The sequence below is a fragment of the Lysinibacillus sp. RU7 genome (assembly GCF_057837305.1).
Map to the genome: position 1 here is coordinate 32,951 of NZ_JBYQFK010000028.1, position 25,543 is coordinate 58,493.

24 protein-coding genes, 1 riboswitch and 1 other annotated feature are annotated in these 25,543 nt (G+C 39.6%); of the genes, 17 read left to right on the forward strand and 7 right to left on the reverse strand.

Translation table 11 applies throughout. From position 1 onward, the window contains the following. The first annotated feature begins 272 nt into the window (after positions 1–272). From infC to AC3II9_RS17625, 4 genes are all read left to right on the forward strand, one after another. Positions 273–776, forward strand: coding sequence for a translation initiation factor IF-3 (infC, locus tag AC3II9_RS17610; protein WP_391369342.1), 504 nt, complete (start codon positions 273–275; stop codon positions 774–776). 32 nt (positions 777–808) lie between these two features. Beyond that, on the forward strand, positions 809–1,009 hold the full coding sequence (rpmI, locus tag AC3II9_RS17615) for a 50S ribosomal protein L35 (protein ID WP_332649953.1): 201 nt from the start codon (positions 809–811) through the stop codon (positions 1,007–1,009). A gap of 69 nt (positions 1,010–1,078) precedes the next feature. Beyond that, complete coding sequence (gene rplT / locus AC3II9_RS17620; RefSeq protein WP_431027485.1) at positions 1,079–1,438, forward strand: 50S ribosomal protein L20; 360 nt, start codon at positions 1,079–1,081, stop codon at positions 1,436–1,438. Positions 1,439–1,615: 177 nt separating this feature from the next. Next, positions 1,616–1,882, forward strand: coding sequence for a DUF1294 domain-containing protein (locus AC3II9_RS17625; protein WP_489157531.1), 267 nt, complete (start codon positions 1,616–1,618; stop codon positions 1,880–1,882). Positions 1,883–1,968: 86 nt separating this feature from the next. Here the strand turns inward: AC3II9_RS17625 and AC3II9_RS17630 are convergent, their stop codons facing one another. Further along, positions 1,969–2,355: a sigma-w pathway protein ysdB gene (locus AC3II9_RS17630; protein ID WP_489157533.1), complete on the reverse strand. Its 387-nt coding sequence runs from the start codon at positions 2,353–2,355 to the stop codon at positions 1,969–1,971. A gap of 88 nt (positions 2,356–2,443) precedes the next feature. Between AC3II9_RS17630 and AC3II9_RS17635 the strand changes: the two genes are divergently transcribed. The 3 genes from AC3II9_RS17635 to argF all read left to right on the forward strand — a co-directional run bounded on the left by AC3II9_RS17635 (position 2,444) and on the right by argF (position 5,369). Next, positions 2,444–2,926 carry a dUTP diphosphatase gene (locus tag AC3II9_RS17635; RefSeq protein ID WP_489157535.1) on the forward strand — a complete coding sequence of 161 codons (483 nt, stop codon included), beginning with the start codon at positions 2,444–2,446 and terminating at the stop codon, positions 2,924–2,926. Between the two features lie 64 nt (positions 2,927–2,990). Beyond that, a complete protein-coding gene (locus tag AC3II9_RS17640; RefSeq protein ID WP_489157537.1) occupies positions 2,991–4,079 on the forward strand; it encodes a M42 family metallopeptidase in 1,089 nt (362 codons plus the stop codon). 324 nt (positions 4,080–4,403) lie between these two features. Beyond that, positions 4,404–5,369 carry an ornithine carbamoyltransferase gene (gene argF / locus AC3II9_RS17645; RefSeq protein ID WP_391368923.1) on the forward strand — a complete coding sequence of 322 codons (966 nt, stop codon included), beginning with the start codon at positions 4,404–4,406 and terminating at the stop codon, positions 5,367–5,369. Between the two features lie 386 nt (positions 5,370–5,755). Here the strand turns inward: argF and AC3II9_RS17650 are convergent, their stop codons facing one another. The 4 genes from AC3II9_RS17650 to nadB all read right to left on the reverse strand — a co-directional run bounded on the left by AC3II9_RS17650 (position 5,756) and on the right by nadB (position 11,088). Next, entirely contained in the window at positions 5,756–7,414 is a 1,659-nt protein-coding gene (locus AC3II9_RS17650; RefSeq protein WP_489157539.1) for a methyl-accepting chemotaxis protein, read from the reverse strand. Positions 7,415–7,606: 192 nt separating this feature from the next. After that, positions 7,607–8,707 (reverse strand): quinolinate synthase NadA, encoded by a 1,101-nt coding sequence (gene nadA, locus AC3II9_RS17655; RefSeq protein WP_391368928.1) that lies wholly within the window; start codon positions 8,705–8,707, stop codon positions 7,607–7,609. Continuing rightward, positions 8,694–9,554 (reverse strand): carboxylating nicotinate-nucleotide diphosphorylase, encoded by an 861-nt coding sequence (gene nadC / locus AC3II9_RS17660; RefSeq protein WP_489157541.1) that lies wholly within the window; start codon positions 9,552–9,554, stop codon positions 8,694–8,696. The genes nadA and nadC overlap by 14 nt, the downstream gene beginning before the upstream one ends. Next, a complete protein-coding gene (gene nadB, locus AC3II9_RS17665) occupies positions 9,508–11,088 on the reverse strand; it encodes an L-aspartate oxidase (RefSeq protein ID WP_489157543.1) in 1,581 nt (526 codons plus the stop codon). The genes nadC and nadB overlap by 47 nt, the downstream gene beginning before the upstream one ends. Positions 11,089–11,185: 97 nt before the next feature. On the opposite strand from nadB, the gene AC3II9_RS17670 reads away from it, so the two are divergent. Continuing rightward, positions 11,186–12,283, forward strand: a complete 1,098-nt coding sequence (locus AC3II9_RS17670; protein WP_489157545.1) for a cysteine desulfurase family protein — start codon at positions 11,186–11,188, stop codon at positions 12,281–12,283. A 2-nt stretch (positions 12,284–12,285) separates the two neighbouring features. Here AC3II9_RS17670 and sspI read toward each other — a convergent pair whose 3' ends face one another. After that, entirely contained in the window at positions 12,286–12,495 is a 210-nt protein-coding gene (gene sspI / locus AC3II9_RS17675; protein ID WP_489157547.1) for a small acid-soluble spore protein SspI, read from the reverse strand. Between the two features lie 153 nt (positions 12,496–12,648). Here sspI and AC3II9_RS17680 point away from each other — a divergent pair, with 153 nt between their 5' ends. The 7 genes from AC3II9_RS17680 to AC3II9_RS17710 all read left to right on the forward strand — a co-directional run bounded on the left by AC3II9_RS17680 (position 12,649) and on the right by AC3II9_RS17710 (position 21,348). Further along, positions 12,649–13,410, forward strand: coding sequence for a TrmH family RNA methyltransferase (locus tag AC3II9_RS17680; protein WP_489157549.1), 762 nt, complete (start codon positions 12,649–12,651; stop codon positions 13,408–13,410). A gap of 45 nt (positions 13,411–13,455) precedes the next feature. Beyond that, positions 13,456–13,668 (forward strand) — a binding site (T-box leader). A gap of 95 nt (positions 13,669–13,763) precedes the next feature. Then, positions 13,764–14,801 carry a phenylalanine--tRNA ligase subunit alpha gene (gene pheS / locus AC3II9_RS17685; protein WP_489157551.1) on the forward strand — a complete coding sequence of 346 codons (1,038 nt, stop codon included), beginning with the start codon at positions 13,764–13,766 and terminating at the stop codon, positions 14,799–14,801. A gap of 12 nt (positions 14,802–14,813) precedes the next feature. Then, positions 14,814–17,219 (forward strand): phenylalanine--tRNA ligase subunit beta, encoded by a 2,406-nt coding sequence (gene pheT / locus AC3II9_RS17690; RefSeq protein WP_489157553.1) that lies wholly within the window; start codon positions 14,814–14,816, stop codon positions 17,217–17,219. A 135-nt stretch (positions 17,220–17,354) separates the two neighbouring features. Then, positions 17,355–17,463, forward strand: a riboswitch (TPP riboswitch). Positions 17,464–17,586: 123 nt separating this feature from the next. Continuing rightward, positions 17,587–18,336 carry a hydroxyethylthiazole kinase gene (gene thiM / locus AC3II9_RS17695; RefSeq protein WP_489157555.1) on the forward strand — a complete coding sequence of 250 codons (750 nt, stop codon included), beginning with the start codon at positions 17,587–17,589 and terminating at the stop codon, positions 18,334–18,336. Continuing rightward, positions 18,333–19,154 carry a bifunctional hydroxymethylpyrimidine kinase/phosphomethylpyrimidine kinase gene (thiD, locus tag AC3II9_RS17700; protein ID WP_489157556.1) on the forward strand — a complete coding sequence of 274 codons (822 nt, stop codon included), beginning with the start codon at positions 18,333–18,335 and terminating at the stop codon, positions 19,152–19,154. Before thiM ends, thiD begins: the two co-directional genes overlap by 4 nt. Then, positions 19,144–19,773, forward strand: coding sequence for a thiamine phosphate synthase (gene thiE / locus AC3II9_RS17705; RefSeq protein ID WP_489157558.1), 630 nt, complete (start codon positions 19,144–19,146; stop codon positions 19,771–19,773). The genes thiD and thiE overlap by 11 nt, the downstream gene beginning before the upstream one ends. Positions 19,774–19,887: 114 nt before the next feature. Further along, positions 19,888–21,348 (forward strand): MFS transporter, encoded by a 1,461-nt coding sequence (locus AC3II9_RS17710; RefSeq protein ID WP_489157560.1) that lies wholly within the window; start codon positions 19,888–19,890, stop codon positions 21,346–21,348. Between the two features lie 43 nt (positions 21,349–21,391). Here the strand turns inward: AC3II9_RS17710 and AC3II9_RS17715 are convergent, their stop codons facing one another. Then, the gene (locus tag AC3II9_RS17715) at positions 21,392–21,880 is read right to left on the reverse strand and encodes a nucleoside-diphosphate sugar epimerase (RefSeq protein ID WP_489157562.1); all 489 of its coding nucleotides are present in this window, start codon (positions 21,878–21,880) and stop codon (positions 21,392–21,394) included. Positions 21,881–22,204: 324 nt separating this feature from the next. On the opposite strand from AC3II9_RS17715, the gene AC3II9_RS17720 reads away from it, so the two are divergent. Together AC3II9_RS17720 and AC3II9_RS17725 are read left to right on the forward strand one after the other, a co-directional pair. Continuing rightward, complete coding sequence (locus AC3II9_RS17720) at positions 22,205–24,199, forward strand: methyl-accepting chemotaxis protein (RefSeq protein WP_489157564.1); 1,995 nt, start codon at positions 22,205–22,207, stop codon at positions 24,197–24,199. 280 nt (positions 24,200–24,479) lie between these two features. Beyond that, positions 24,480–25,466, forward strand: a complete 987-nt coding sequence (locus AC3II9_RS17725) for a VanW family protein (RefSeq protein WP_489157566.1) — start codon at positions 24,480–24,482, stop codon at positions 25,464–25,466. The last annotated feature ends 77 nt before the right edge of the window (positions 25,467–25,543 follow it).

Genomic DNA, 25,543 nt, shown 5'->3' on the forward strand with positions numbered 1-25,543 from the left:
CCATGATATGATTGTTTAGGTTATGAATACAAGTTTGAAGAAGAGGCTGCCCGCTTCTCACCTGAATGAACGCATCTAGCTGTTTACAGGTTGAATACGTTGAATTGTTTTACGTTATTAGTACGTATGCACATACAGTGGGCGGACACCTTTCTAAACGTCCGCTCTTTTTTTATGGACATATCGAAAGTGTACCGTTCAACTCGGGTCATTCTCAAGCCCAAACCATGTATTCGCGCACATTATGGAGGTGGATTATTATTAGCAAAGACATGTATGTAAACGAAGGCATCCGCGCACGTGAACTTCGTCTAATTGACCATAACGGTGAACAACTAGGTGTTAAATCACGAAACGAAGCGCTTGAAATTGCCGCTCGTGTTAACTTGGATCTTGTCCTTGTGGCCCCTCAAGCCAAGCCCCCGGTCGCACGTATCATGGACTATGGTAAATTTAAGTTTGAACAGCAAAAGAAAGACCGTGAAGTTCGTAAAAATCAAAAGATCATCAATATAAAAGAGGTTCGTCTGAGCCCAACAATTGATGAACATGATTTCCAAACGAAATTACGTGCTGCACAGAAGTTCCTTGAAAAGGGAGACAAAGTGAAAGCATCTATTCGTTTTAAAGGTCGTGCAATCACACACAAAGAAATTGGTCAACGTGTGTTAGATCGCTTTGCTGAAGCTTGCGCTGAAGTATCAACGGTTGAACAAAAGCCGAAGATGGATGGCCGAAGCATGTTCTTAGTTCTTAACCCTAAGAACGAAAAGTAATAATGAATTGATCAGTTTAGGAGGAAATCGACATGCCAAAAATGAAAACTCACCGTGGCGCTGCTAAGCGTTTCAAAAAAACAGGTACTGGTAAATTAAAATTTGACCGTGCTTATGGTAGCCACTTATTTGCTAACAAATCAACAAAGCAAAAGCGTCAACTGCGTAAAGCAAAAATCGCTACTTCTGGCGATTTCAAACGCATTCGTACATTATTAACTTACATGAAGTAATCTAACATTGAACATTCAGGTTCGACATATAAAATACACATTCGAGAGAATTAGCAGGAGGTAATTACTATGCCACGCGTAAAAGGCGGAACAGTAACACGCGCTCGTCGCAAAAAAGTATTAAAATTAGCTAAAGGTTACTTTGGTTCAAAACACACGTTATACAAAGTAGCTAACCAAGCAGTAATGAAGTCAGGTGTATATGCATACCGTGACCGTCGTCAAAAGAAACGTGATTTCCGTAAATTATGGATCACTCGTATCAATGCAGCTGCTCGCATGAATGGTCTTTCTTACAGCCGTTTAATGCACGGTTTAAAATTAGCTGGTATCGAAGTTAACCGTAAAATGTTAGCTGACTTAGCTGTAACTGATGCTGCAGCATTCGCACAATTAGCAGAAGCTGCAAAAACTGCACAAGCTAAATAAGAAGTAGATATTTTTCTAATACTTAAAAGCTTTCATACGAAGCTTTGCACTTTCTGTACCGAAAGCGAAGCGACAGGTACAAAAACTGCACAAGCTAAATAATTTTAATAAAAAAAGACTGATAGGATTTCCTATCAGTCTTTTTTAGTTAGATATACAGACGAAAGGTGATACTCTATGGAATTAGCAGTCTATGCATATGTTGGTGTTTTATCACTCATCTTATTAGTTTTAATGTATAACGACAAACAAAAAGCGATTAAAAATGAATGGCGTATTGCAGAGAAGACCTTATTCACCGTTGCTATTTTTGGCGGAGCAATAGGAGGTGTGCTCGGCATGTACTTATTCCGGCATAAAACAAAACATAATACTTTTTCTTTTGGGTTTCCTTTACTCGCGGCGATTCAGATTTTTATTATTGTACAATTGGTGTCAATGTAAAAGAGAAGGGACCATCTCATAAGCGATGTTTAATAAGTAATGTACTTATTGAAAACTGTTGCTCTTTGAAGATAGTTCCTTCTATTTTAAGTTTGCTCTTTCATTAACTTCTCAATCGGATTTTTCCAGTTGATTTTAGCGTTAGGGTAGTTCATTAAAATTTCCTTCTCTAAAAATAAGAACTCGTCTTTTGTAAAGCCTTGCAACTTCATCGGATCATGAACAAATACAAAAATCGAGACAACTTCAAATGCATTTTCTGTTGTACCTAAATATTTTTCGCCTTCAAAAAGTGCGCCTTTATAAGAAATAAAAAAGTTTTTGCGTACATTTTTGACATCGTCATAGAAATAATAATCCCCTTTTTCGTAGGCCTCATCTAGTTTTCGCTTTGGATCTGTCAAATAGCGAACGCCTTTGTACAATATGTATATAATAAGTGCGATAATTACAATTCGAAGAAGTAAAGCCATGAAAAATTCCCCCTTGCCACATACGTTTCCCTTCTATACGATTGTATAGGGAAAAGGTTTCAATTTTTTTAGAAAAAGAGGAGAAAAAATGAATTTTAAACAATTATTCGAGATGCAAAAAGCACTTGATACATTTATTGAAGAAACACAACATGTTACACATGATGTATTTGAAGAAAAAGGACTTGCCCTTTTAGTAGAATTAGCAGAGCTTGCAAATGAAACGCGATGCTTTAAATTTTGGAGTACAAAAGGTCCGTCTGAACGCGAAGTGATTTTAGAGGAATTTGTGGATTCTATTCACTTTATGCTTTCACTAGGGAATATGCGCGGTTTTGCATTGGATACATGGCCAGAAGTACAGGAGCAAGCCGATTTAACACCATTATTTATTGAGACAACTGTAGCGGTGACCGCATTTATTAGCTCGCCAACGAAGGAAACATATGATGATGTATGGAAGAAATACGGGAAGCTGGCATATAATTTAGGGTTTACAGTTACGGATATTTTAGATGCATATGTTGCGAAAAATGAGAAAAACTATGAGCGTCAACGTTCTGGCTATTAATTATTTTGAAATCCGAAATATTCTCGCTATAATGGGAATGACATATATTTAGGAGGGCGAAAGAATGGCGCAATTAGATCCAACATTACAAATGTTAAAAGAGTTAACGGATGCAAACGGGATTCCAGGGAACGAACAAGCACCACGGGAAGTAATGAAAAGGTATATCGCACCATTTGTAGATGAAGTCGAAACAGATAACCTCGGTAGTTTAATTGCCAAAAAAGTAGGGGACGAAAAGGGTCCTAAAATTATGATTGCGGGGCATTTAGATGAAATCGGTTTTATGGTGACACAAATTGATGACAAAGGATTCTTGAAATTCCAAACGGTTGGTGGTTGGTGGGGGCAAGTAATGCTTGCTCAGCGCGTGACTATTACAACGCGTAAAGGAGAAGAGATTATCGGTGTCATCGGTTCTAAGCCGCCGCATATTCTTTCACCAGAAGCACGTAAAAAGCCGGTAGATGTAAAAGAGATGTTTATTGACATCGGGGCAGCATCAAAAGAAGAAGCTGTTAAATGGGGGATTGCACCAGGCGATATGGTGACGCCGTACTTTGAATTTAATGTCATGAAAAACGAAAAGTACTTACTTGCTAAAGCTTGGGATAATCGTATTGGCTGTGCCATTGCGATTGATGTTATGCGTGCATTAAAAGACGAAAATCATCCAAACATCGTCTATGGTGTAGGCAATGTACAAGAAGAAGTCGGCTTGCGTGGTGCCAAAACAACAACATTTAAAATCCGGCCAGATATCGGTTTTGCAGTGGACGTCGGTATTGCAGGCGATACACCAGGTATTACAACGAAGGAGTCTACGTCTAAAATAGGTGCGGGTCCACAAATCGTGATTTACGATGCATCCATGGTATCCCATAAAGGGCTACGTGATTTCGTTGTAGACATTGCAGAGGAGCATAACATTCCGTACCAATTCGAATCGCTTGCAGGCGGCGGGACAGATGCCGGCTCGATCCATCTAACAGCAAACGGTGTTCCTTCGCTAGCGATTGGTGTAGCAACCCGCTATATTCACTCACATGCAGGAATCCTTCACCGTGATGACTACGAAAATACGGTGAAACTACTGGTAGAAATCATTAAAAAATTAGATCAAAAAACGGTAAATAAAATTATTTTTGATTAATGCTGTAGAAAGATATCGACAGACTGGCCTTCTAACAAATAGGTTAGGGGGCCTTTACCGTATTCAGAGGAACAAGTTTTAGAATGATATTACGGTCATTACTTAAATGATGGGGATTTAAAAAAATGTAAACAAATAGAAATTGATAAATCATCTCGCGTGCCTATTTTTTAATCTACATAATTTTAAAGGTGCTTGCATAATTACTTATTGGATAATTAAGTTTATTTTAAAAACAATGAAAAATTATAATAATTCACTTGATTTTATATTTATGCAAATGTATAATGGAAGTAACATAAAGGTATGCGAGGGGCGTTTAAGATGAAATTGTTAGAAGAGGTGCAGTTAAAACCAGTAGCAAGCCTTCAGGGGAAGGACCTACTGACACTGCTTGACTATACTTCACAAGAAGTGCAAGATTTAATTACACTGGCTACACAGCTAAAAAAAGTAACAAAAGAAGGCAAATGTCCAAAATTGCTAGAAGGCAAAACATTAGGGATGATTTTTGAAAAAAGCTCAACGCGTACACGTGTATCGTTTGAGGTAGGCATGCAGCAACTAGGTGGTTACGGCATGTATATGAATGCACGCGATATGCAAATTGGTCGTGGTGAGCCGATTTCAGATACAGGGAAAGTGTTATCTGGTTATTTAGATGGCATCATGATTCGTGCGAACTCACATGAAATGGTGAAAGAGCTGGCAGAATATGCATCCATTCCGGTGATCAATGGATTAACAGATATTTTCCACCCATGCCAAGCGTTAGCCGACTTAGAAACAATCGCTGAAAACAAAGGCGAATTAAAAGGCTTAAAAGTTGCATATGTTGGTGATGGCAACAATGTAGCACATTCATTAGTAATTGCTTGTGCACACGTAGGAATGGATGTAGCGGTTGCAACGCCTGTTGGTTACGAATGTGATTTAGATATTATTGCTAAGGCACGTGAAATTGCTTTAGTAAACGGTAGTGAAGTGTTTGTGACTACTGACCCTGTTGCAGCAGTAAAAGATGCAGATGCTGTTTATGCAGATGTGTGGACATCTATGGGGCAAGAAGAAGAGACACAACAACGTTTAATCGATTTTAAAGGTTATCAAATAAATGATGAGCTAGTAGCACATGCTAAACCAGATTATATGTTCTTGCACTGTTTACCAGCCCACCGTGAAGAAGAAGTGACTTCTTCTGTTATCGACGGACCAAATTCCTATATTTATGAGCAAGCCGAAAATCGATTACACGCACAAAAAGCGGTATTAGTATCGTTAATGGCTTAATTGAGTGAATAAGGATTTAATGCTTGTAGGTAACAGGCTTAAGTCTATAAATTGAATACAGTCGAAACCTTTTACAAAGCAGGAAGGGCTGCGTAAAAGGGTAGTACATTAAATGGATTAGTGGGGGACGCTGCTACCCGTTTAATACGCTACATTCGATGTGATGCTCGTTTTCTAGAAGGAAGGCCGCATCACTACATAAAACAACTTGGGAGACGCTAGGTTGTTTTTTTTGTTAGGAAAATAAAGCAGCGATTCCGTCATATAGAAATGAACGAAATCGTTGTTTATTTATGCTTTTACATATTTAGATTTTTTAGCAATGAATTCTTGTTTTAACTGCTGTAGTCGTTGAATTACTTGTTGTGAAGTATGTGTAATATCTTCTAAAAGGAGTTCTGCCTGTTTTTATTCCCTGTATTAAAAGCTCGAACGGCTTCTTTTGCTAGTGTGTAAATCTGATTGTGTAATGGTTCGATTTCAATAAATGCTTGTTGTTCTCCAAGTAATTCTCGTCCCATTCCATTGTACCACTCACTAAGGCGAGAATCTTTCGGTGAACCGATATCTTTCTCTGTCATTTGCTCAAAGCCAAGTAGCATATTGTAGATTTTCCAACGCCATAATAGATGGTCGGTAATCGTTAATTCAATTATGTCTTCTTGTGCGATAATAAAGTTTTTGGAGATGGTATTTACGCGGTATTGGTCGATTCGATTACTTAATTCATAAATTGCAGCACCCGTATTGAATGTAATGTCTTTACTGAATTTCGTGCTTTCAGCGAGCGCTGTATTTAAACGGGCAACTTCTGAAGCAACTTCTGCCTGAGAAATTGTTGTATCCGCAATATCGTTAAATTGATTGCCTTGCATTTGGAGCTGTTGATTTAACTCTTTTAGTGAACTGTTAATTTGTTGGGCACTATGCACACCGTCATGTAATTGCTGCGTTGTTTCGGCTGTGCGCGAATGGATGCGCTTCGTAATCGTGAGTAGCTCTTTCACATCTTCATGAACGTTTTGAACGGATTCTTTTGTACTGTCTGCCAGCTTACGGACTTCTTCGGCTACGACTGAAAAGCCTTTTCCTGCTTCACCAGCACGTGCTGCTTCGATGGATGCATTGAGGGCAAGTAAATTCGTTTGATCTGCAATGCCTTTAATGAGTGTCATGACATTTGCTACACTATTTACACGCTCTACTAATTGTAATACATCTTCTTCTACAGAAGATTGGCTAAAATCGATGGATTCTAATATGCTCGTTACTTGTTGCAATACATTTAAATCTTCATTTAAATCTTTTAAAGAAGCTTGCGTATTATTAGAAATGGATTTAACGGATGAAGCCACTTCTTCGATACTTGCTTCTAAATTGTGCATTGCATTATTTGTTGTAATAATATCTTGTTGTTGTATGTCCTGGAAGTCAATTAATCCTTTAAGTTGATCGAGTTCGGCGTTGTATTTAATAATTTCACCAAGGCCATTGACAATCGAGCCTGCCTGGATTTCGATATATGTTTCGACAATGATTTGTTGGTCGATCGTGACGAGACTATCGTATGCTAGTAGCAAATCGAGCAATTGTTGTGGTTTACGATTATACTTCTTTACAATTAGTGGGGTAATTAGTTGGTTAATTAACGTATAGGCTGAAATCATCCAGTTCGGTAAAACACCAATTTGTGCGTGTGTATAGGCAATTTTTCGGCGTTTAAATACATAATTAAGGTCAAGTTCATCTGTAAATAAGCTAATAAAATGGCGGTCAAATGTTTTTTTTAGACGCTCAACTGCGGAGTGTTTTTCGATAATTTCTTTAAATGTTTCAATCCGCAATAGCCGGTCATAAAAATTATTTAAGATGTAGTCGCGATTTTGTTGATAAATATCTAAGAGGCTACTAACAGACTCACGACGAATTTTAGAAAGCGATAAAAAATCAAGTTTTTCTTGGAATCGCTCGTTTGTCACGATGTCTGATGTGGAAGTTTTTGAAAAATACTCATAATTCCCTAAATCATACCTAATTATACCCATATGTATCCTCCTATTATAGTCTCAAAGGACTAATTTAGCTTATTCCCCTATAATATAACATAGCTTGATAAAAATACTAGCAGGAAATATGAACTTTATATGAAGATATGTTATTTACTAGAAATAAGCAAGTATAAAAAAAGTAGGGGGCTGTTACTTTTAGGACAGCGCCCTACTAATGTTAGTACGGTTTTATGCACGTGCTAGCATACGTTCTAGCGATAGGAGTGCTTCTTTTGTCGTTTCAGAATCGACTTGAATGATGTTTCCTTGTTCACCATTTTCGATCGTTTCAAGCGCCCATAAAAGGTGTGGTAAATCGATACGATTCATCGTCAAACATGGGCACATATTTTCATTGAGCGAAATAATATGTTTGTCTGGATATTTTGCAATGAGACGTTTTACTAAGTTCATTTCTGTGCCAATTGCCCAGCTTGAATGAGCAGGTGCATTGTCGATTACATCACAAATATATTTTGTAGAGCCATTATCATCTGATAGGGCCACGACTTCACGTGAGCATTCTGGATGCACGATGATTGTCATATTCGGATATTTTTTTCGTACTTCACGGATATTGTAGATGGTAAAGCCTTCATGTACTGAGCAATGACCTTTCCATAAAATAACCTTTACATCCTCTAAATGCCCGTCGTATTCAAGCTGCCCTTTAATGGGATCCCAAACAGCCATCTGTTCAAGCGGTACGCCTAAGTCGAATGCTGTATTACGACCTAGATGTTGGTCGGGTAAAAATAATAGGCGTTGTTTTTGTGTAAAGGCCCACTTCACCATTGACTTTGCGTTGGAGCTTGTTACGCAAGCGCCACCATTACGCCCTGTAAAAGCTTTAATCGCTGCTGTTGAGTTGACATATGTTAACGGGATGATTGTATCGCCAAATAGTTTTTGTAGTTCGACCCAAGCCTCTTCTGTTTGATAAATGTTCGCCATATCGGCCATTGAGCAACCTGCGCGCATATCTGGCAAATAGACAACCTGATGTTCGTCTGTTAACATATCCGCTGTTTCTGCCATAAAGTGTACACCACAGAAGACGATATGCTTTGCTTTTTTATTCGCTGCTGCAACTTGTGCAAGTTGTAACGAGTCACCTGTTGTATCGGCGAATTGAATCACCTCATCACGTTGATAGTGGTGCCCTGGAATGAATAATTCGTCTCCCAGCTTCTGCTTAATTTCCCGAATGCGTGCTTCCATTTCTTCATGGGTCATTGATTTGTATTTTTCTGGGAGCATCGAGCGATCCATAAATTTAGTAAGTACCATTTGTTACGACTCCTTTCGGTTGAACTAATGCACTGATGTCAAACGCTTGGACAGAATGAGTTAATGCACCGAGTGAAATCCATTGAATGCCAGATTCGGCATAGCTACGTAGGTTTTCAAGTGTGATTCCCCCTGAAGCTTCTGTTGCGATATGAGCCGGGACAAGTGCTAACCATTCGCGAATTTCCTCTGGTGTACGATTGTCGAACATAATAATGTCCGCACCCGCATTTACTGCTTCGATTAATTGCTCTTTTGTTTCGATTTCGACTTCAATTTTTATGGTATGCCCGATTTTTGAGCGTGCAGATGCAACCGCTTGTGTAATGCTACCAGCAAATGCAATATGATTATCCTTTAACATGATGGCATCATACAGCCCGCTACGGTGATTAAAGGCACCGCCTGCCCGCACAGCATATTTATCTAACATGCGAAGTCCTGGAATTGTTTTACGTGTATCGCAGACATGTGCATTTGTATCTTTCGTTAGTTGGACTGCCTCATATGCCTGTGTAGCAATGCCACTCATACGTTGAATTAAATTTAAGATGACACGTTCACCTGTCAGCAAGCTACGAAGTGAACCTTCAATAACAGCAATTTGTTCTCCTTCTTCAATCCATTCCCCGTCTTCTTTGAATACGTGAACTTGTAAGCTATTATCTAGTAAAGGAAACCCGATTTTAATCACCTGTTTGCCGCAAAAAATCCCTGATTGTTTTGCGTAAAAGGTAAACGAGCCTTGTTCGGAAGGGGTGAAAATCGTTTCACTGGATAAATCACCGTCTCCGATATCTTCATTGAAAAATTGCTGGAGCATATGTTTTAGCTTGATTGTGTTCATATAAACGATTCCTCACATTCATTGTTCCTTGCTGGAAAACAATCCACTGTTTTTCCCAGCGTTGATCTTTATGTTCCATTTCCACGCGAATATGTGCCCCTCTTGATTCCGTTCGCGTTAAGGCTGCGTTTGTAATCAAGGCTGCTGTTATATGCATAAAGAGTAACTCTATTTCTTCACGTGACTGATTCATTACATTAGGTTGTACGTGCAGGGCTGGCAGTTTCTTTAGTAATGTTTCTAGCCCTTTTTGTGAACGGACAATCCCTACATTAGCAAGCATCTCTCGCTGTAAATCTTCTTTTCTCATAAGCGACGGAAGAGAATTTTTTGGCTGGGGTTGTGCTAGCACGAAGTTTGACTGTGCCGTGCCATATTTTAATAGATTTTCTGCCATTAGTTCCCCAAAGGCCATTCCTTCTAGTAAGGAGTTGCTTGCCAGTCGGTTCGCACCATGCACCCCTGTACAAGCTACTTCACCAACTGCAAGTAAGCGCGGAATGGTTGTTTCACCAACGGTATTGGCAATCACACCGCCCATTAAAAAGTGACTACCTGGAGCAACTGGGATTTTCCCGTGTGCTAAATTGACGCCATTATCATGACAAAGCTTTGTAATGGTAGGGAACTTTTGTTCAAAATGCTCGATATTTGTGATGTCAATATAGACGGGCTTACCTTGAGCGTGCATTTTGTACATTTCGTATGCTGTAACATGACGAGGCGCTAAATCACCAAGTGGGTGTTTTCCGTCCATGATGGCCTGTCCGTGTTCGTCTACAAATCGTCCACCAGCTCCTCTGACCGCTTCTGATACGAGACCCCGTGCACCGTTTACATAAAGTAAACTCGGATGGAACTGGACAAATTCCATGTCGGTGACAGCTGCGCCAGCTAAATAGGCTAGTGCGATGCCGTCGCCGTAGCTATTAGCACAATTGGATGTACACTCGTATAGTGCACCAGCGCCCCCTGTTGCCAAAATAATATAAGAGGCGAAATATGTTTTTTCACCCTGGGCTGTTTTCACACGGACACCGCAACATTCCTGTGCGCTATTTAAAATGAGTTCATAGGCGAATTCATGTGTGTGCAAATGTATTTTTTTAGGTAAACTATTTAAATAGTAGTATATCATATTTTTTCCAGTAGCATCACCGCCAGCATGAATAATACGAGAACTACTATGTGCACCTTCAAGGCCGAGTGAAATGTTGCCATCTGACGTACGGTCAGCAGGAAATTCACTTTGCAGAAGTGTTTTAACAACTGTGGCGCCGTGTTCAACAAGCACTTTCACATTGTCTTCATGGTGATGAAATTCGCCAGCTACAAGCGTGTCTTGCACATGTAGCATCGTGCTATCATGATCAGCAACGACGGCTGCAATGCCGCCTTGTGCTTTATATGAACTACTTATCGTTATATCCGATTTCGTAATAATATGGACTTCAAAACGAGTGCTTAATTTGCGAGCAGCTTGTAATGCTGCAATCCCACCACCAAGTATAATGATGTCCGTTTGAATATTCATATTCATACCTTCTTTACAGTTGTCTTGACACATATCTTTACATAAAATAATGAAATAAACAAGTATTTATTATTATGATAAAAGTGAGGGGAAACCTATGACATATTTGGATTATGCAGCATCTTCACCAATGAATAAACGAGCCGCTGTTGCCTATAGTGAAGTGGCTAGTCATATGTACGGAAATCCATCCAGTTTACACGATGCAGGTGGACAAGCAGCAAGCGCAGTAGCATGGGCAAGAAAGGTCATTGCACAAAAATTAGACGTCCATTCTGATGGGGTTATTTTTACAGGAAGCGGTACGGAAGGGAATATTTTAGCAATCTTGTCACTTGCTCGCTCAGAAAAGCGTGGACGTCATATTATTACGTCAATGGCTGAGCATACATCTGTCCATGCAGCGATGAACACATTGGAACGTGAAGGGTTTGAAATTACACGTATACCGTTTACTGAAAATGGTGTAGTAGATTTGGCATTCCTTGAAGCGGCGATTCGTCCCGATACAACGCTCATTTCCATTCAACATGTTAATTCGGAGATTGGGACGATTCAACCTGTAGAAGAGATTGCTAAACTCGCAAAATCATTTGGTATTTCATATCACGTTGATTGTGTACAGTCGTTTTGTAAGTTAGATGTGGCTAGCTTTGCAAAGGAAGTAGATGCGATCACGATTTCAGCACATAAAATTGGTGGACCTAAAGGTTGCGGCGCTATTTATGTAAATCCTTTTGTACGGGTAGTGCCTGTTTTTCCAGGGGTAACACATGAACGTGGCCTTCGGGGCGGAACACTCGATACACCGAGTATTGTCGCAATGGCCGTTGCTATAGAAGATTATCAATATGATTTACAGTATCAATGGCAACTTCGCGAAAAGCTGTTAAAATCATTACATCATGAAAGATTTCAAGTAATAGAAGGAATGTGGACCCAACAATTACCGAATATTTGTGGTATTTGTATGAAAGGGGTAGAAGGGCAGTTCGTTATGTTGAAATTGAATGAACAACATATATATATTTCAACAGGCAGTGCTTGTGATATAAATAGCGCCTCTGGAACGAAAGCCATTTTAGCAATGGGCAAATCATACCAAGAAGCGCGCCAATTTTTCCGTATTTCATTTGGTGCACAGACAACGATAAATGATATTGCTACATGTGCGCGCGTGTTATCAAAGTTATAGTTTTACGAGACGAAATGCTTTTCGAGTTTGGATGTGAAAGCATTTCGTTCGTTTTCAGATGCATCTTTCCACCAAGCTTCTAAAAATACACCTAATCCAGGTAGTAAGTGCTCTTCCCCACGGGCAATTGCATCATTAATCGTTTCATTAAACGAAGCAGCTGAATCTCCTGTCACATTGGTCGTGATAGCTTCTCGAATTTGAAAACTCATATTAACACTCCTTTCTCCTTGCTAGTATTTCACAGACAAAATAAAATATACGTGGACAAAACTGGATGGGAAATAGTTAGTGCTCTTATGGTAGGGAATTTCTGCTTTTTATGTTATAATGCGTGGTTGAAACTAGATTAAAGGACGGATACGATGAAACGAATTGAATCGACACAAAATGCGCTTGTGAAGCACTGGAAAAAGCTTGTCACATTGCGTAAGGAACGTGAAAAATCAGGGGAATTTCTTATTGAAGGCTTCCATTTATTAGAGGAAGCATTGAAAAATAAAGAACAAATTATGCAACTGATTGTGCGAGATGGGGTAGATTTACCATTACTTTGGGCAACGGATGATGTACAAATCGTACACGTGAATGAAGCTGTTGCAAAAGAAATTGCGGAAACGGAAAAATCGCAAGGTGTATTTGCGCATTGTAAAGTAAAGGAGCCAAGTGAAATCGAAATGGCGGCTTGGCGTAAAATGCTACTTGTCGATGCAGTACAAGATCCAGGAAATATAGGGACAATGATTCGTACGGCGGATGCCGCTGGAATTGATGCGGTCATCTTAGGGAAGGGCTGTGCGGATGCATACAATCCGAAAGTGATGCGCTCAGCACAAGGTTCTCACTTCCATATTCCTGTTGTACGCGGGGATTTAGATGAATGGGTGGACCGACTACAAGATGATGGTGTGAAAGTATTCGGCACGTCTTTAGAAGAAGCGATTTCCTATCGTGATATTGAAGTAACAAATAGCTTTGCGTTAATTGTCGGGAATGAAGGGAGTGGCATTAGCCCTCAATTACTGGCGAAAACAGATCAAAATGTTATTATCCCGATTTTAGGTGGAGCAGAATCACTGAATGTCGCTGTAGCAACGGGGATTTTATTGTACGCTTTTGTGAAATAACTTGAAGTAACTTGCATAATCTTGTACTATTGTATACGTATAAATGGAAATGCAACGACCGAGAAGAGTAGTTGTGAAACACATGGACTAGGGAATGGTAGCCGTAGACTGGAAGCTACTAGCATGATGACACGATGAAGTTCACCTCGCGAGCAGCACAGCAGAAAAGCTGTGCCGGTGACAAGCCGTTATTTGAATTGAGTGATTGCTTTTAGGCAATAACTAGGGTGGTACCGCGACTGATTCCTCGTCCCTTTTTTGGGGCGGGGATTTTTTTGTTTTGCCATAAGTGCGCATTTGACTGATCAAATAACACTACCAAAACGAAACAAACTACAAGGAGGTTTTTATACATGGAACAACAATTAAAACAGCTTGAGCAAGAAGCTCTGGCAAAAATTGAAGCGTCATCGAATGTAAAAGAATTAAATGATGTTCGTGTGGCGTATTTAGGGAAAAAAGGACCAATCACAGACCTACTAAAAGGAATGGGGAAATTATCTGCGGAAGAGCGCCCAAAAATGGGAGCACTTGTGAATACAGTTCGTGAACATGTAACAGCTCAACTAGAGGCGAAGGCAACCGTACTAGAAGAGCAAGCGATTCAAGAGCAATTAGAAAAGGAATCAATCGATGTCACATTACCAGGTGCTACGATTAAATCTGGAAATCGCCACCCATTAACACGTGTAATTGAAGAAATCGAAGACTTATTCGTTGGAATGGGCTATGAAATCGTAGAAGGTCCAGAAGTAGAAAAAGATTACTATAACTTTGAAGCGATGAATTTACCTAAAGGTCACCCAGCTCGTGATATGCAGGATTCATTCTACATTTCAGAAGAAATCTTACTACGTACACATACATCACCAGTACAGGCACGTACGATGGAAGCGAAAAAAGGGGAGCCAATTCGCGTTATTTGTCCAGGTAAAGTGTTCCGTCGTGATACAGATGACGCAACACACTCTCATCAATTCATGCAAATCGAGGGGCTTGTTATTGGAGAAAACATTCGCATGAGTGATCTAAAAGGAACTCTTGATGCACTAGCAAAGAAAATGTTCGGTGCGGAGCGTGAAATTCGTCTACGTCCATCATTCTTCCCGTTTACTGAGCCATCAGTGGAAGTCGATGTATCTTGTCATAAATGTGGCGGCGCAGGCTGTAACGTATGTAAGCAAACAGGCTGGATTGAAATTTTAGGTGCGGGTATGGTTCATCCAAACGTGCTTGAAATGGCTGGCTATGATTCAAAAAAAGTATCAGGCTTTGCGTTCGGTATCGGTGCTGAACGTATCGCGATGTTAAAATACGGGGTGGATGATATCCGTCACTTCTATACGAATGACGTACGCTTCTTATCACAATTCCACCGAAGTGAAGGGTAAGGAGGATTATTTATGTTAGTATCATTAAAATGGTTAGCACAATATGTAGATATTTCAGGCATTGCGCCACAAGAATTAGCAGAAAAAATTACACGTTCAGGTATTGAGGTAGATGCTGTCATCGATCGCTCTGCTGGCATGACAAATGTCGTAGTAGGTCATGTCGTATCAAAAGAAAAGCATCCTGAGGCAGATAAATTAAATGTGTGTCAAGTCGATGTTGGGGAAGCAGAATACCAACAAATCGTATGTGGTGCACCAAATGTAGAGGCAGGCCAAAAAGTAATTGTTGCGCGTCCAGGTGCGCATTTACCAGGTGGCATCAAAATTAAAAAGGCAAAACTTCGCGGTCAAGAATCGAACGGCATGATCTGTTCATTACAAGAGCTAGGTGTTGAAGGGCGCCTTGTCCCAAAAGCATATGCAGAAGGAATTTATGTGTTACCAGCAGATGCAGTACCAGGTTCAGATGCGTTAGAACTTTTAGGGCTTCGCGATACAGTTTTAGAGCTTGGTTTAACACCAAACCGTTCAGATGCGTTATCAATGCTTGGTGTAGCGTATGAAGTAGCAGCGATTCTTTCACAAGAGGTGAAGCTTCCTGAAATTAGCTACACAACATCAACTGAAAAAGCAACAGATAAATTAAAACTACGTGTAGAAGACACATCAGTGAACCCATTATACGCGGCAAAAGTAGTGAAAAATGTAAAAGTAGCAGAGTCGCCACTTTGGTTACAACATTATTTAATGGCGTCTGGCGTACGTCCACACAATAACGTAGTAGACATTACGAACTATATTTTAATGGAGTATGGCCAACCACTGCATGCATTCGATTACGACAAGCTAGCAACAGGTGAAATCGTGACACGTCATGCAACAGAAGGCGAAAAAGTGACAACGTTAGATGACCAAGAGCGCACATTAGTAGCACATAACTATGTCATTACAAATGGCAAAGAGCCAGTTGCGGTAGCTGGTGTAATGGGTGGAGCAAACTCAGAAGTATCAGAATCAACAACAACGGTTGTCATTGAGTCGGCATACTTTGCAGGTTCTTCTGTTCGTCGTACATCAAAAGATTTAGGTTTACGTTCTGATTCATCTGCTCGTTTTGAAAAAGGCGTAGACACAAACCGTGTACTTCCTGCTGCTGAACGCGCAGCACAGTTACTTGCAGAACTTGCAGGTGGTGAAGTGCTAGAAGGAACAGTACTTGTAGATGAATTAGATAAAACACCAGCTCGCGTTGTTGTATCACCTGATTTCGTGAATGCACGTCTTGGGATGAAGATTTCGCTGGAAGATATGCTATCGATTTTACATCGTCTAAAATTCGATGTAGAAGCGGCAAATGGCATGCTTATTATTGACGTACCAACACGTCGCGGAGATATTAAAATTGAAGAAGATATCGTAGAAGAAATCGCACGTATGTATGGGTACGATGAAATCCCAATCACATTACCAGCATCTGATGTGGTCGGCGGTTTAACAGCATATCAAGCAAAACGTCGTATTGTGCGTAGTGTAATGGAAGGTGCTGGTTTATACCAAGCGGTGACATATTCCCTTACTTCTGCGGAAGCGTCACAAAAATTTGCGTTAAAAGCAGAAGAAACAACAAAGTTATTAATGCCAATTTCCGAAGAGCGTTCTACATTACGCCAAAGCTTAATCCCACACTTAGTGGAAGCGGCTGCATACAATGTAGCACGTCAAATTGATTCGGTTGCATTATATGAAATCGGTTCTGTATTCCTTGGTCAAACAGCGGATGAATTACCACTTGAAGAAGAACATTTAGCGCTTGTTTTAACAGGTAAATGGACGGATCATGCATGGCAAGGTGAAAAGAAAAATGTTGATTTCTTTGTGGCGAAAGGAATCATTGAAGCAGTAGTGACAAAGCTTGGCTTAACAGATCGTATTTCTTACGTAAAAACTACTATTGATGGCTTACATCCAGGACGTACAGCACATGTGCTACTTGATGGAGAAGTAATCGGTTTAATCGGTCAGTTACACCCAGCAGAACAGAAAAAAGCAGGTGTGAAAGAAACATATGTAGCGGAACTAAACTTACTAGCTATTTTAAGTGCCGCAACAGGAGAATTAGTGTACACACCTGTTCCACGTTTCCCAGCGATGACACGTGATATTGCATTAGAGCTTGACCGTACAATGCCAGCTGGCGAAATCGTATCGATTATTAAAGGTGCAGGTACAAAACTGTTAAAAGATGTGAAAGTGTTCGACGTTTACGAAGGGGAGAAAATGGCAGCAGGCAAAAAATCAGTTGCTTTCTCCTTAACTTATTTCGATCCAGAACGTACGTTAACAGATGAAGAAGTAGTAGCAGCACATAACAAAGTGTTAAAAGCATTAGCTACAGCAGGCGCAGAAGTACGCTAAGACAGAATATACAGTATTAGGCATGCTCTTTTATAGGGCATGCCTTTTCATTTACGATTTTGTGCAGATAGGGAAACATCACTCAAATGAGGTTGTTATTCTTAAATGAATATATTATCATAAAGACAAATGAATAGTACCCACAGGAGGGGCCGAGGTAGTCGGCTGAGATTGTGCACACAACTGCACTGACTCTTTGAACCTGTAAGTTAGTACTTGCGTAGGAATGTGGATAGAAACCGACTTCAAAGCGATGTCAGGCTCTGTCCTGATATCGTTTTTTTTTTCACTCGCGTTGATTTAGTGGGAAGTATCGGTGAATGTTAATGTGATCAAAAAACCTAATATGAAAGTGAGATTAAACAATATGAGTTTACAACAGATTCGTGTTAAACAGCCACTTGTATTATGTATGACAAATACAGTAGCAGCTAATTTTACAGCGAATGGTTTATTAGCAGTAGGAGCTTCGCCGCTTATGTCTGAGGCGGTGCAAGATGCGGAGCAATTAGTTGGAATCGCTAATGCGGTACTCCTTAATATTGGGACAGTACATGATGCTTCATTTCAAGCGATGTTAGCAGCGGGTAAGGCAGCAAATGACAAGGGAATTCCTGTTGTATTAGATCCAGTGGGTGTTGGCGCATCAGAGTATCGCCAGCGTGCCGTAGAAAAGATTTTAGAAGATGTAAAAGTGGCATGCATTCGCTGTAATGTAGGTGAACTAGCGGCACTTGCTGGCGTGCACTGGGAAACAAGAGGTGTTGATAGCGGCGAAGGAGAAATGGATGTGATCGAAGTTGCTCGTTTAACGGCAAAAGCGTACAATACAATTGTTTTTGTGACAGGCTATACAGATGTTTTGACAGATGGGGTTCATGTAGTCGAAGTGACAGGTGGACATGAAAAAATTACAAATGTCACAGCGACAGGGTGTTTACTGAGTGCATTAACAGCAGCAGTTTGTTCATTGGAGGGAGATCGTCTACAGCAGTTACAGGCGTTAGCAGCTGATTACCAACAAGTAGCTGAGCAAGCTTGCCAATACGGAATTGGTACAGTACAAGTAGAAATACTAAACGCACTCGAACGATTATCAATGGAGGCGAAATCATGAATATTGTCATGACCATTGCCGGCTCAGATTCAGGTGGCGGGGCAGGCATTCAGGCAGATTTAAAAACGTTTCAGGAATTAGGCGTTTTTGGTACGACGGCTATTACCGCACTTACCGCGCAAAATACGCTAGGGGTACAAGGCATTTCACCTGTAGAGCCGGATTTCGTAGTACAACAAATACTGGCTGTTTTTCGTGATATGCCAGTGAAAGCGATTAAAACGGGTATGTTATTTTCAGCTGAAATTATTTCGGCCGTTGCCGACGTACTGAGTGAAAAGGATGTACAGCTTGTCATTGATCCGGTCATGATTGCTAAAGGTGGCGCAACACTTTTACAGCAAGCGGCCATTGAAGCAATGAAAACAAAATTATTGCCACTTGCAACAGTCGTGACACCGAATATTCCAGAAGCGGAAGTGTTAAGTAGCGTGACAATTGAAACGTCGGAGGATATTGAAAAAGCAGCACAAGTCATATTAGGCTATGGCGTACAATGTGTTGTCATGAAAGGTGGCCATTTAGCTGGTGACACTGCCGAGGATACGATTTATTTTGCAGATGGGTCATCATTTGTCATGCAAAGTGAGCGTATTCAAACGAACCAGACACATGGGACAGGCTGTACATTTTCAGCTGCATTAACCGCCTTTTTAGGGCAGGGATATGACATGAAAACAGCCATTATCGAAGCAAAGAAATTTGTCCAACTGGCGATTCAAAATCCACTGAATATTGGTCACGGACACGGACCGACGAATCATTTTGCGTATAAACAGCAACAGGGGCAAGTCGAGGTGAGAGTCATTGAAGCGTGAACAACTAAGCGTGTATTTTATTATGGGGACACAAAATGTCAAACATAGACAACCTTTACGTGTATTAGAAGAAGCATTGCAAGCAGGTGTGACGATGTTTCAGTTTCGTGAAAAGGGTGACGGGGCATTAACTGGTGAGGCATACGAACAATTTGCTAAAGATTGTCAAGCGCTTTGTCAACAATACAACGTACCATTTATCGTGAATGATGACGTGGAACTAGCATTGAAACTACAAGCAGATGGTGTACACGTAGGGCAGGAAGATGAAGCAGTAATGACAGTGAAAGAACGGATAGGCGATATGATTTTCGGTGTCTCTGTGCATACGATGGAAGAGCTAGAAGTAGCACTAGCAAATGGTGCAACATATGTCGGCATTGGGCCCATCTTTGCGACGAAATCAAAAGATGATGCTAAAACACCTGCTGGAACCCATTTTTTGCGACAGGTTACAGAAACGTATCCACATTTATGGACAGTTGCAATCGGTGGTATTACAGAACAAAATGCTTGGGAGCCCCTTCAGGCAGGCACAGATGGTGTAGCGGTTATTTCTACCATTTGTGAAAGTGAATGCATTGCTAAAACGGTTCAAAACTTAAAAATTAAGAAATAAATGACGAAAAAGCGACACAATTGTCGCTTTTTCTTGTTCTATTTATAGACGAGGATGTTTTCCCTCCTATACAATTAAACTGTGAGTCTTATTTATATGAAGGGAGGCATCGTTTTGGCGTTTCATCCAATTAAACTATTACGTATAACAGGCATTTTAGATGGAATCTCGCTTTTAGTTCTATTATGTATTGCGATGCCATTAAAATATTTCGCAGATTTTCCACTCGCTGTGACCATTACAGGTGCACTACATGGTGGCATTTTTATAGCATATGTTATAGCAATTGCTTATGCGCAATTACGCGTTCAATGGAATATAGGATGGTCGCTCTTGGCGCTCGTTGTAGCATTTATTCCAACAGGAAATTTTCTATTTGATTTTTATGTGAAAAAAAGACAAAACCTATATACACTCAAGCCGTTTCGTAAGTCATGGCTTGTGTATCTCATTGTGTTCTTTACGTTTATTGATTTATTCACACAGCTACCGGTTATGAGTACCTTTGCGACATCAGTTGGCGCAAGTGCGATGGTAGCGGGCTTTGTCGTCGGTATGTATTCACTCACAAATACATTTGGTAATATTTTATCAGGTATATTTACAGATCGGTACGGTGCGTTTCGTCTGCTAGTGATTGGTTTACTGACAACAAGTTTTTCATTAGCCCTATATAATCTAGTCGATAATTCGACAACACTCATTTTAGTACGCGTGATTCATGGATTTTTAGGGGGATTAATTGTACCGGCAGCTTTTACATTACTAGCGAATATGACGAAGGAAGAAAAGCAAGGTAGTCAAAGTGCCATTACAGGTTCGTTTGTCGGCATTGCAGCCATTATTGGACCGGCATATAGCGGGATTATGGCAAGCCGAACTTCGGTACCATTTGTATTTACAACAGTAGCGATTGCCGGTGTTGTTTTAGCGGTGTTAACATTTATGTTCTTAAAAATGTCGCCATCTACAAAGAAGGCGCAAAAAACAAAAGCGCCATTCCACTTTAATAAAGGCGTTGTACAGGCATATGCAGGTGCATTTCTCCTGATGTTTTCACAAGGGGCACTTGCGTATTTATTGCCATTACATGTGGAGAGTTTAGGCTATAGCTCTCGCTTAAGTGGGACACTGATGAGCATGTTTGGTATCGTGGCGGTGCTTATTTTTGTGTTACCAACGAATCGTTTATTTGATAAAATCTCCCCTGTGTATAGTTTAGTATTTGGGCTTTTATGTATGGGTGGAAGCCAAATTTTAATTGGTCAATTATCAACGCAAGGCACACTTTACGGTGGACTTGCTTTATACGGTTGTGGTTTTGCGTTTTTATTCCCGGCAATTAATACATTGCTCGTACATGCCACAGCACCTGAAATGCGCGGGAAAGCATACGGTTATTTCTATGCCTTCTTTTCCCTCGGAGTTGTAGTAGGCTCATCTGGTTTAGGTGTATTACCATTTACAATTACGGGGAATTTTATCGTCACAGGTGTATTGCTCATTTCATTCTCAGCAATTGTGTTGATGACGGTGCTTTTCGCGAGAAACAGTTCAAAAACAGTACATGTGTAAAAGGCGGGCTATATGCTCGCCTTTTTCTTATGTAAAACAAATATTAATGCTCGCTATTTTCAACTTGTTTTACTCGTTTGAATATGCCATATAGCGCACCTATGATAGCTGTTAATGTATGAATAGCAGCAAATGTATAAAAATTAAGATAGATTTTATTCGTATACTCATTCAGCTTTGGGAAGCCGTAAATGGAAGAATAACTTTCTTTTTCTGTCCCACCAAGTGAGGTATAAATATTATTTTTATAATCAATAGCGAAATAAGTAAACGCAATCAAGAGTGCAATCCCGCCAATAATAAAGCAATTTCGTAAAATCCGGTCCTGAGCGTGACGAGAAATTTCTGTGAAATATCGAAGTGTTGTCAACAAACTAAGTACAATAAATGGGGTAACGAGTGTAATACCGACAGCTCCTAAATTACCGCTAGTTGTACTAATATCATTTGCCTTTAACGTGAAAAAATGCTCAATAACGAGAACACCGACCAATGAAATCCCGATACTAATGAGCCAACTTAAACGTAACATACAAATTCCTCCTTACTTGTACCACTATACATGGCTCCGAATGAATGCACAATGTACTAGTTTAATGTGGAATAAACATTGTAAATATAAGGAAAAGTAATTATAATAATATTGAAATATTTAACTTATGATAAGTAGATTCACAAACGGATATTACTATTTCAATAATCGTTGCTTTTCGCTTTTCCTGTAGAAGTCTTGTGTTCTCGTTACAAGCAATTATTGTTAAAGAAATAGAAAGGGGTACTTGTAATTTATTCATTTCAAAGTAGAGCGAGGTGAAATGTTTAATTAGGATACTAAACACCTGGTTAAACGTAGCTAATGGATCAATCGAAGAAAAAGCGTAGAAAAACATCAATTAATATGAAGCTTGGTTTTGCATTATTAATTGCTTTATTAATTCCTACTTTGTTAATTGCATTGACATCGTATAATTCAGCGAAATCAGAAATTGAAAACCAAATTCAAGCGAGTGCATTTCAAAGTGTATCCACAGTAGATGCTTTCATTAATAAGCATGTGGAACCGATTGTTAATGATGTCGATTATTTTGCTGGACGCATGAATCAGGGAGCTTGGCAAGCAGAGGATTGGACACCGATTTTAACCGATTTAGCTCAATATTTTGAAACAAGTGAGGGGATTGTTTCATCTTTTATTGGAACAGTGGATGGGGATATGATTCAACAGCCAGACTTAGGCTTAATGAATAATCCCGATTTTGATCCGCGTACACGTCCCTGGTATCAAAATGCAGAAGCGAATCCTGGTCAAGTGATTGTGTCAGATCCACACCAATCTGCTTCTACAGGAGATTGGGTTGTAACCATTTCCAAGCAGTTAGCGGATGGAAGTGGTGTATTTGCAGCGAATTTAGGGATGGATGAATTATATACACTCATTAGTACAATTAAAGTTGGTGAGACTGGTTATCCGTTTTTAATGACAGAGGGGAAGGTCATGATTGCCCACCCAGCGATTGAGGGTGGTACAGATGTTTCTGAAGAACCTTGGGCGGAAAAAACGGTGACAACGAACGACGATACATTTGATTATGAGTTTGAAGGCACGGATAAACAAATGTTTGTACATACGAATGCATTAACAGGTTGGAAAATTGGCGGAACGATGTTTAAGCGTGAAATTACAGAAGCGACAAGTCCAATTTTAAAAACAACAGCACTTGTTGTTGTAGTAGCGCTTGCGATTTTAGGTGTTTTCATCATAGTGATTATTCGTTCGATTACAAAGCCATTAAAAGAAATAACAGATGCAGCAGCTGTTATGAGTTCTGGTGATTTGCGAACAAAGTTATCGATCAATAAGCGTGATGAAATCGGTGTACTGAGTAAGTCATTTCAAAAAATGGCTGACATGCTATCTTCGATCATTTCACATATCCATAATAAATCAGCTGTAATTTCATCATCTTCTGAAGAGTTAACAGCAACTTTAATGGAAAGCAGTCGTGCAACAGAACAAATTTCAGCAGCGATGAACGATGTACAGGAAGGCTTAGCAAATCAAACAATGAAACTAAGCCAAAGTTTTGAGTCGCTAAAAAATGTATCGGATGATATTCATGAGATTTCTGAAAATACAACACAGGTGACATTAAAGGCACAGCAAGCTGAAAAAACAGCGGATATTGGTCATGATATTGTCATTTCCACTCAAAATCAAATGGCAACAATTGAAGGAACATTTAATGCGCTATCTAGTGATATTGAGACAGTTAATAACTATGCAAATGAAATTAACGAGATTGTCAATGTAATTACATCGATTTCAGATCAAACGAATTTATTAGCATTAAATGCGGCGATTGAAGCTGCTCGTGCTGGCGAAGCAGGGAAAGGCTTTGCAGTTGTAGCGGATGAAGTGCGTAAATTAGCTGAGCAAACAAACAACTCATCCATTCAAGTAAAAGAAATTATTACATCCATTCAACGCGAATCTTCAAAATCAGTTGAATCGATGAATACGAGCTTAAATGAGGTTAAAAAAGGTTTAGAAATGTTTGCACAAACAGAGACAAACTTTTTAGAAGTGAAATCATTTATCGAGGAAATTACCGATCAGCTTGAAGCAGTCCAAATACGTGCCCAAAAAATTGCTACGAATAGTGAGCAAGTTGTTTCAGATATGCAAGTAGTTGAACGTATTTCAACTGAATCCAAATCACAGCTTGAAACAGTATCGGTAGCAGCAGAGGAACAATTATGCTCGATGGAAGAAATTTCAGCAACAGCAGAAGCACTTGAATCCATCGTTGAAGATTTACTAGAAGAAGTGCGTTTATTTAAAGTGAATTAATCTTTTGTTCAAAGTGTAAATGTGCTCTTGATGAGAGTCTTATTATTTGGTGTGTATCAGTAGTCAATGCACTATACAGTCTGCATAAAAAGTATGGATATTTGTAAAGATGGGACATCAGCTTGCTTTATTTTGAAGCAAGCTGATGTTTTTTTATTCATTTTCGCATGATAATTTTTTGAATTCACAAAATAATAGTTAAAACACATAATAATCACCTTTGGAATACGATGTATTAATGGTTCATCATAGAAAATTTATAAGGCTAGAGGTAAAGTATATGAAAAAAATGGTTATTACATTGCTGTTCGTTGCTACGGTGCTGACAGGTTGTTATAAACAGTCGATAATAGAAAAAGAAGTGGAACAGCAAGTGGTGGAACGTGAAGAGCAGGTCGAACAACACGTTTCCTATATTACCGAGCAAGTCGAGGAAACAAAGCCACCAACCATTAACTTGATTGATCCTAACACATCGAAAGTGATACAAACCTTATCACCACTTGAATTAGGCTATGAAATGGACATCGCAGAATATATAAAAAAAGTGGAACAGCTTGTGATGGAGTTGGCAAGGGGAACAGAGACGACGGTTGGGTATGATCAAAAAATGGTATTAGATAAATTTGATGACAATGGACAAATTATTAAAGGACAGCCAAAGATTGTGTTAAAGGAAAGTGAGTTAATAGAGAGAATAATGGAAGTTTCGTCAATTGGTGGAGATATTTATTTGCCCCTTTTAGTGACGGAGAGTAGTTACTTGGTTGAAGATGCGTATCAATTAAATGATACACTCGTCGCTTCTTATACAACCTACTTTAAACCGGGTCAAAGTGGAAGAAATAAAAATATTGAACTGTCAGCTGAAGCGATCAATAATGTGATTGTTGGTGGTGGGGACTATTTTTCCTTTAATATGATGGTTGGACCAAGAACAAAGGAAAGAGGCTATCAACCAGCCCCTGAAATTATTAAAGGGGAAATTGTCATGGGAATTGGCGGTGGGATTTGTCAAACATCTTCTACGTTATTTAATGCAGTAGATCAACTACCCGTGACGATTGTAGAAAGGCATCACCATTCATTAGATATTGGCTATGTACCAAAAGGCAGAGACGCGACAGTCGCATACGGTGTATTAGATTTTACGTTTCAAAATACAAGCGGTGTCCCTTTTTTAATAAAAACCATGTACGGGAATGGATTTCTAAGAATAGAGGTCAGGACTTCCGAAGAATTTGAAGTTATTTTAAAAGCAGTTTAATTGAATCAATTTCATAAATCATCTTTTTTAAGAGCTTAGACTGCTCCTGTTTCAAAACTTGTGTTTTTTTAAAATTA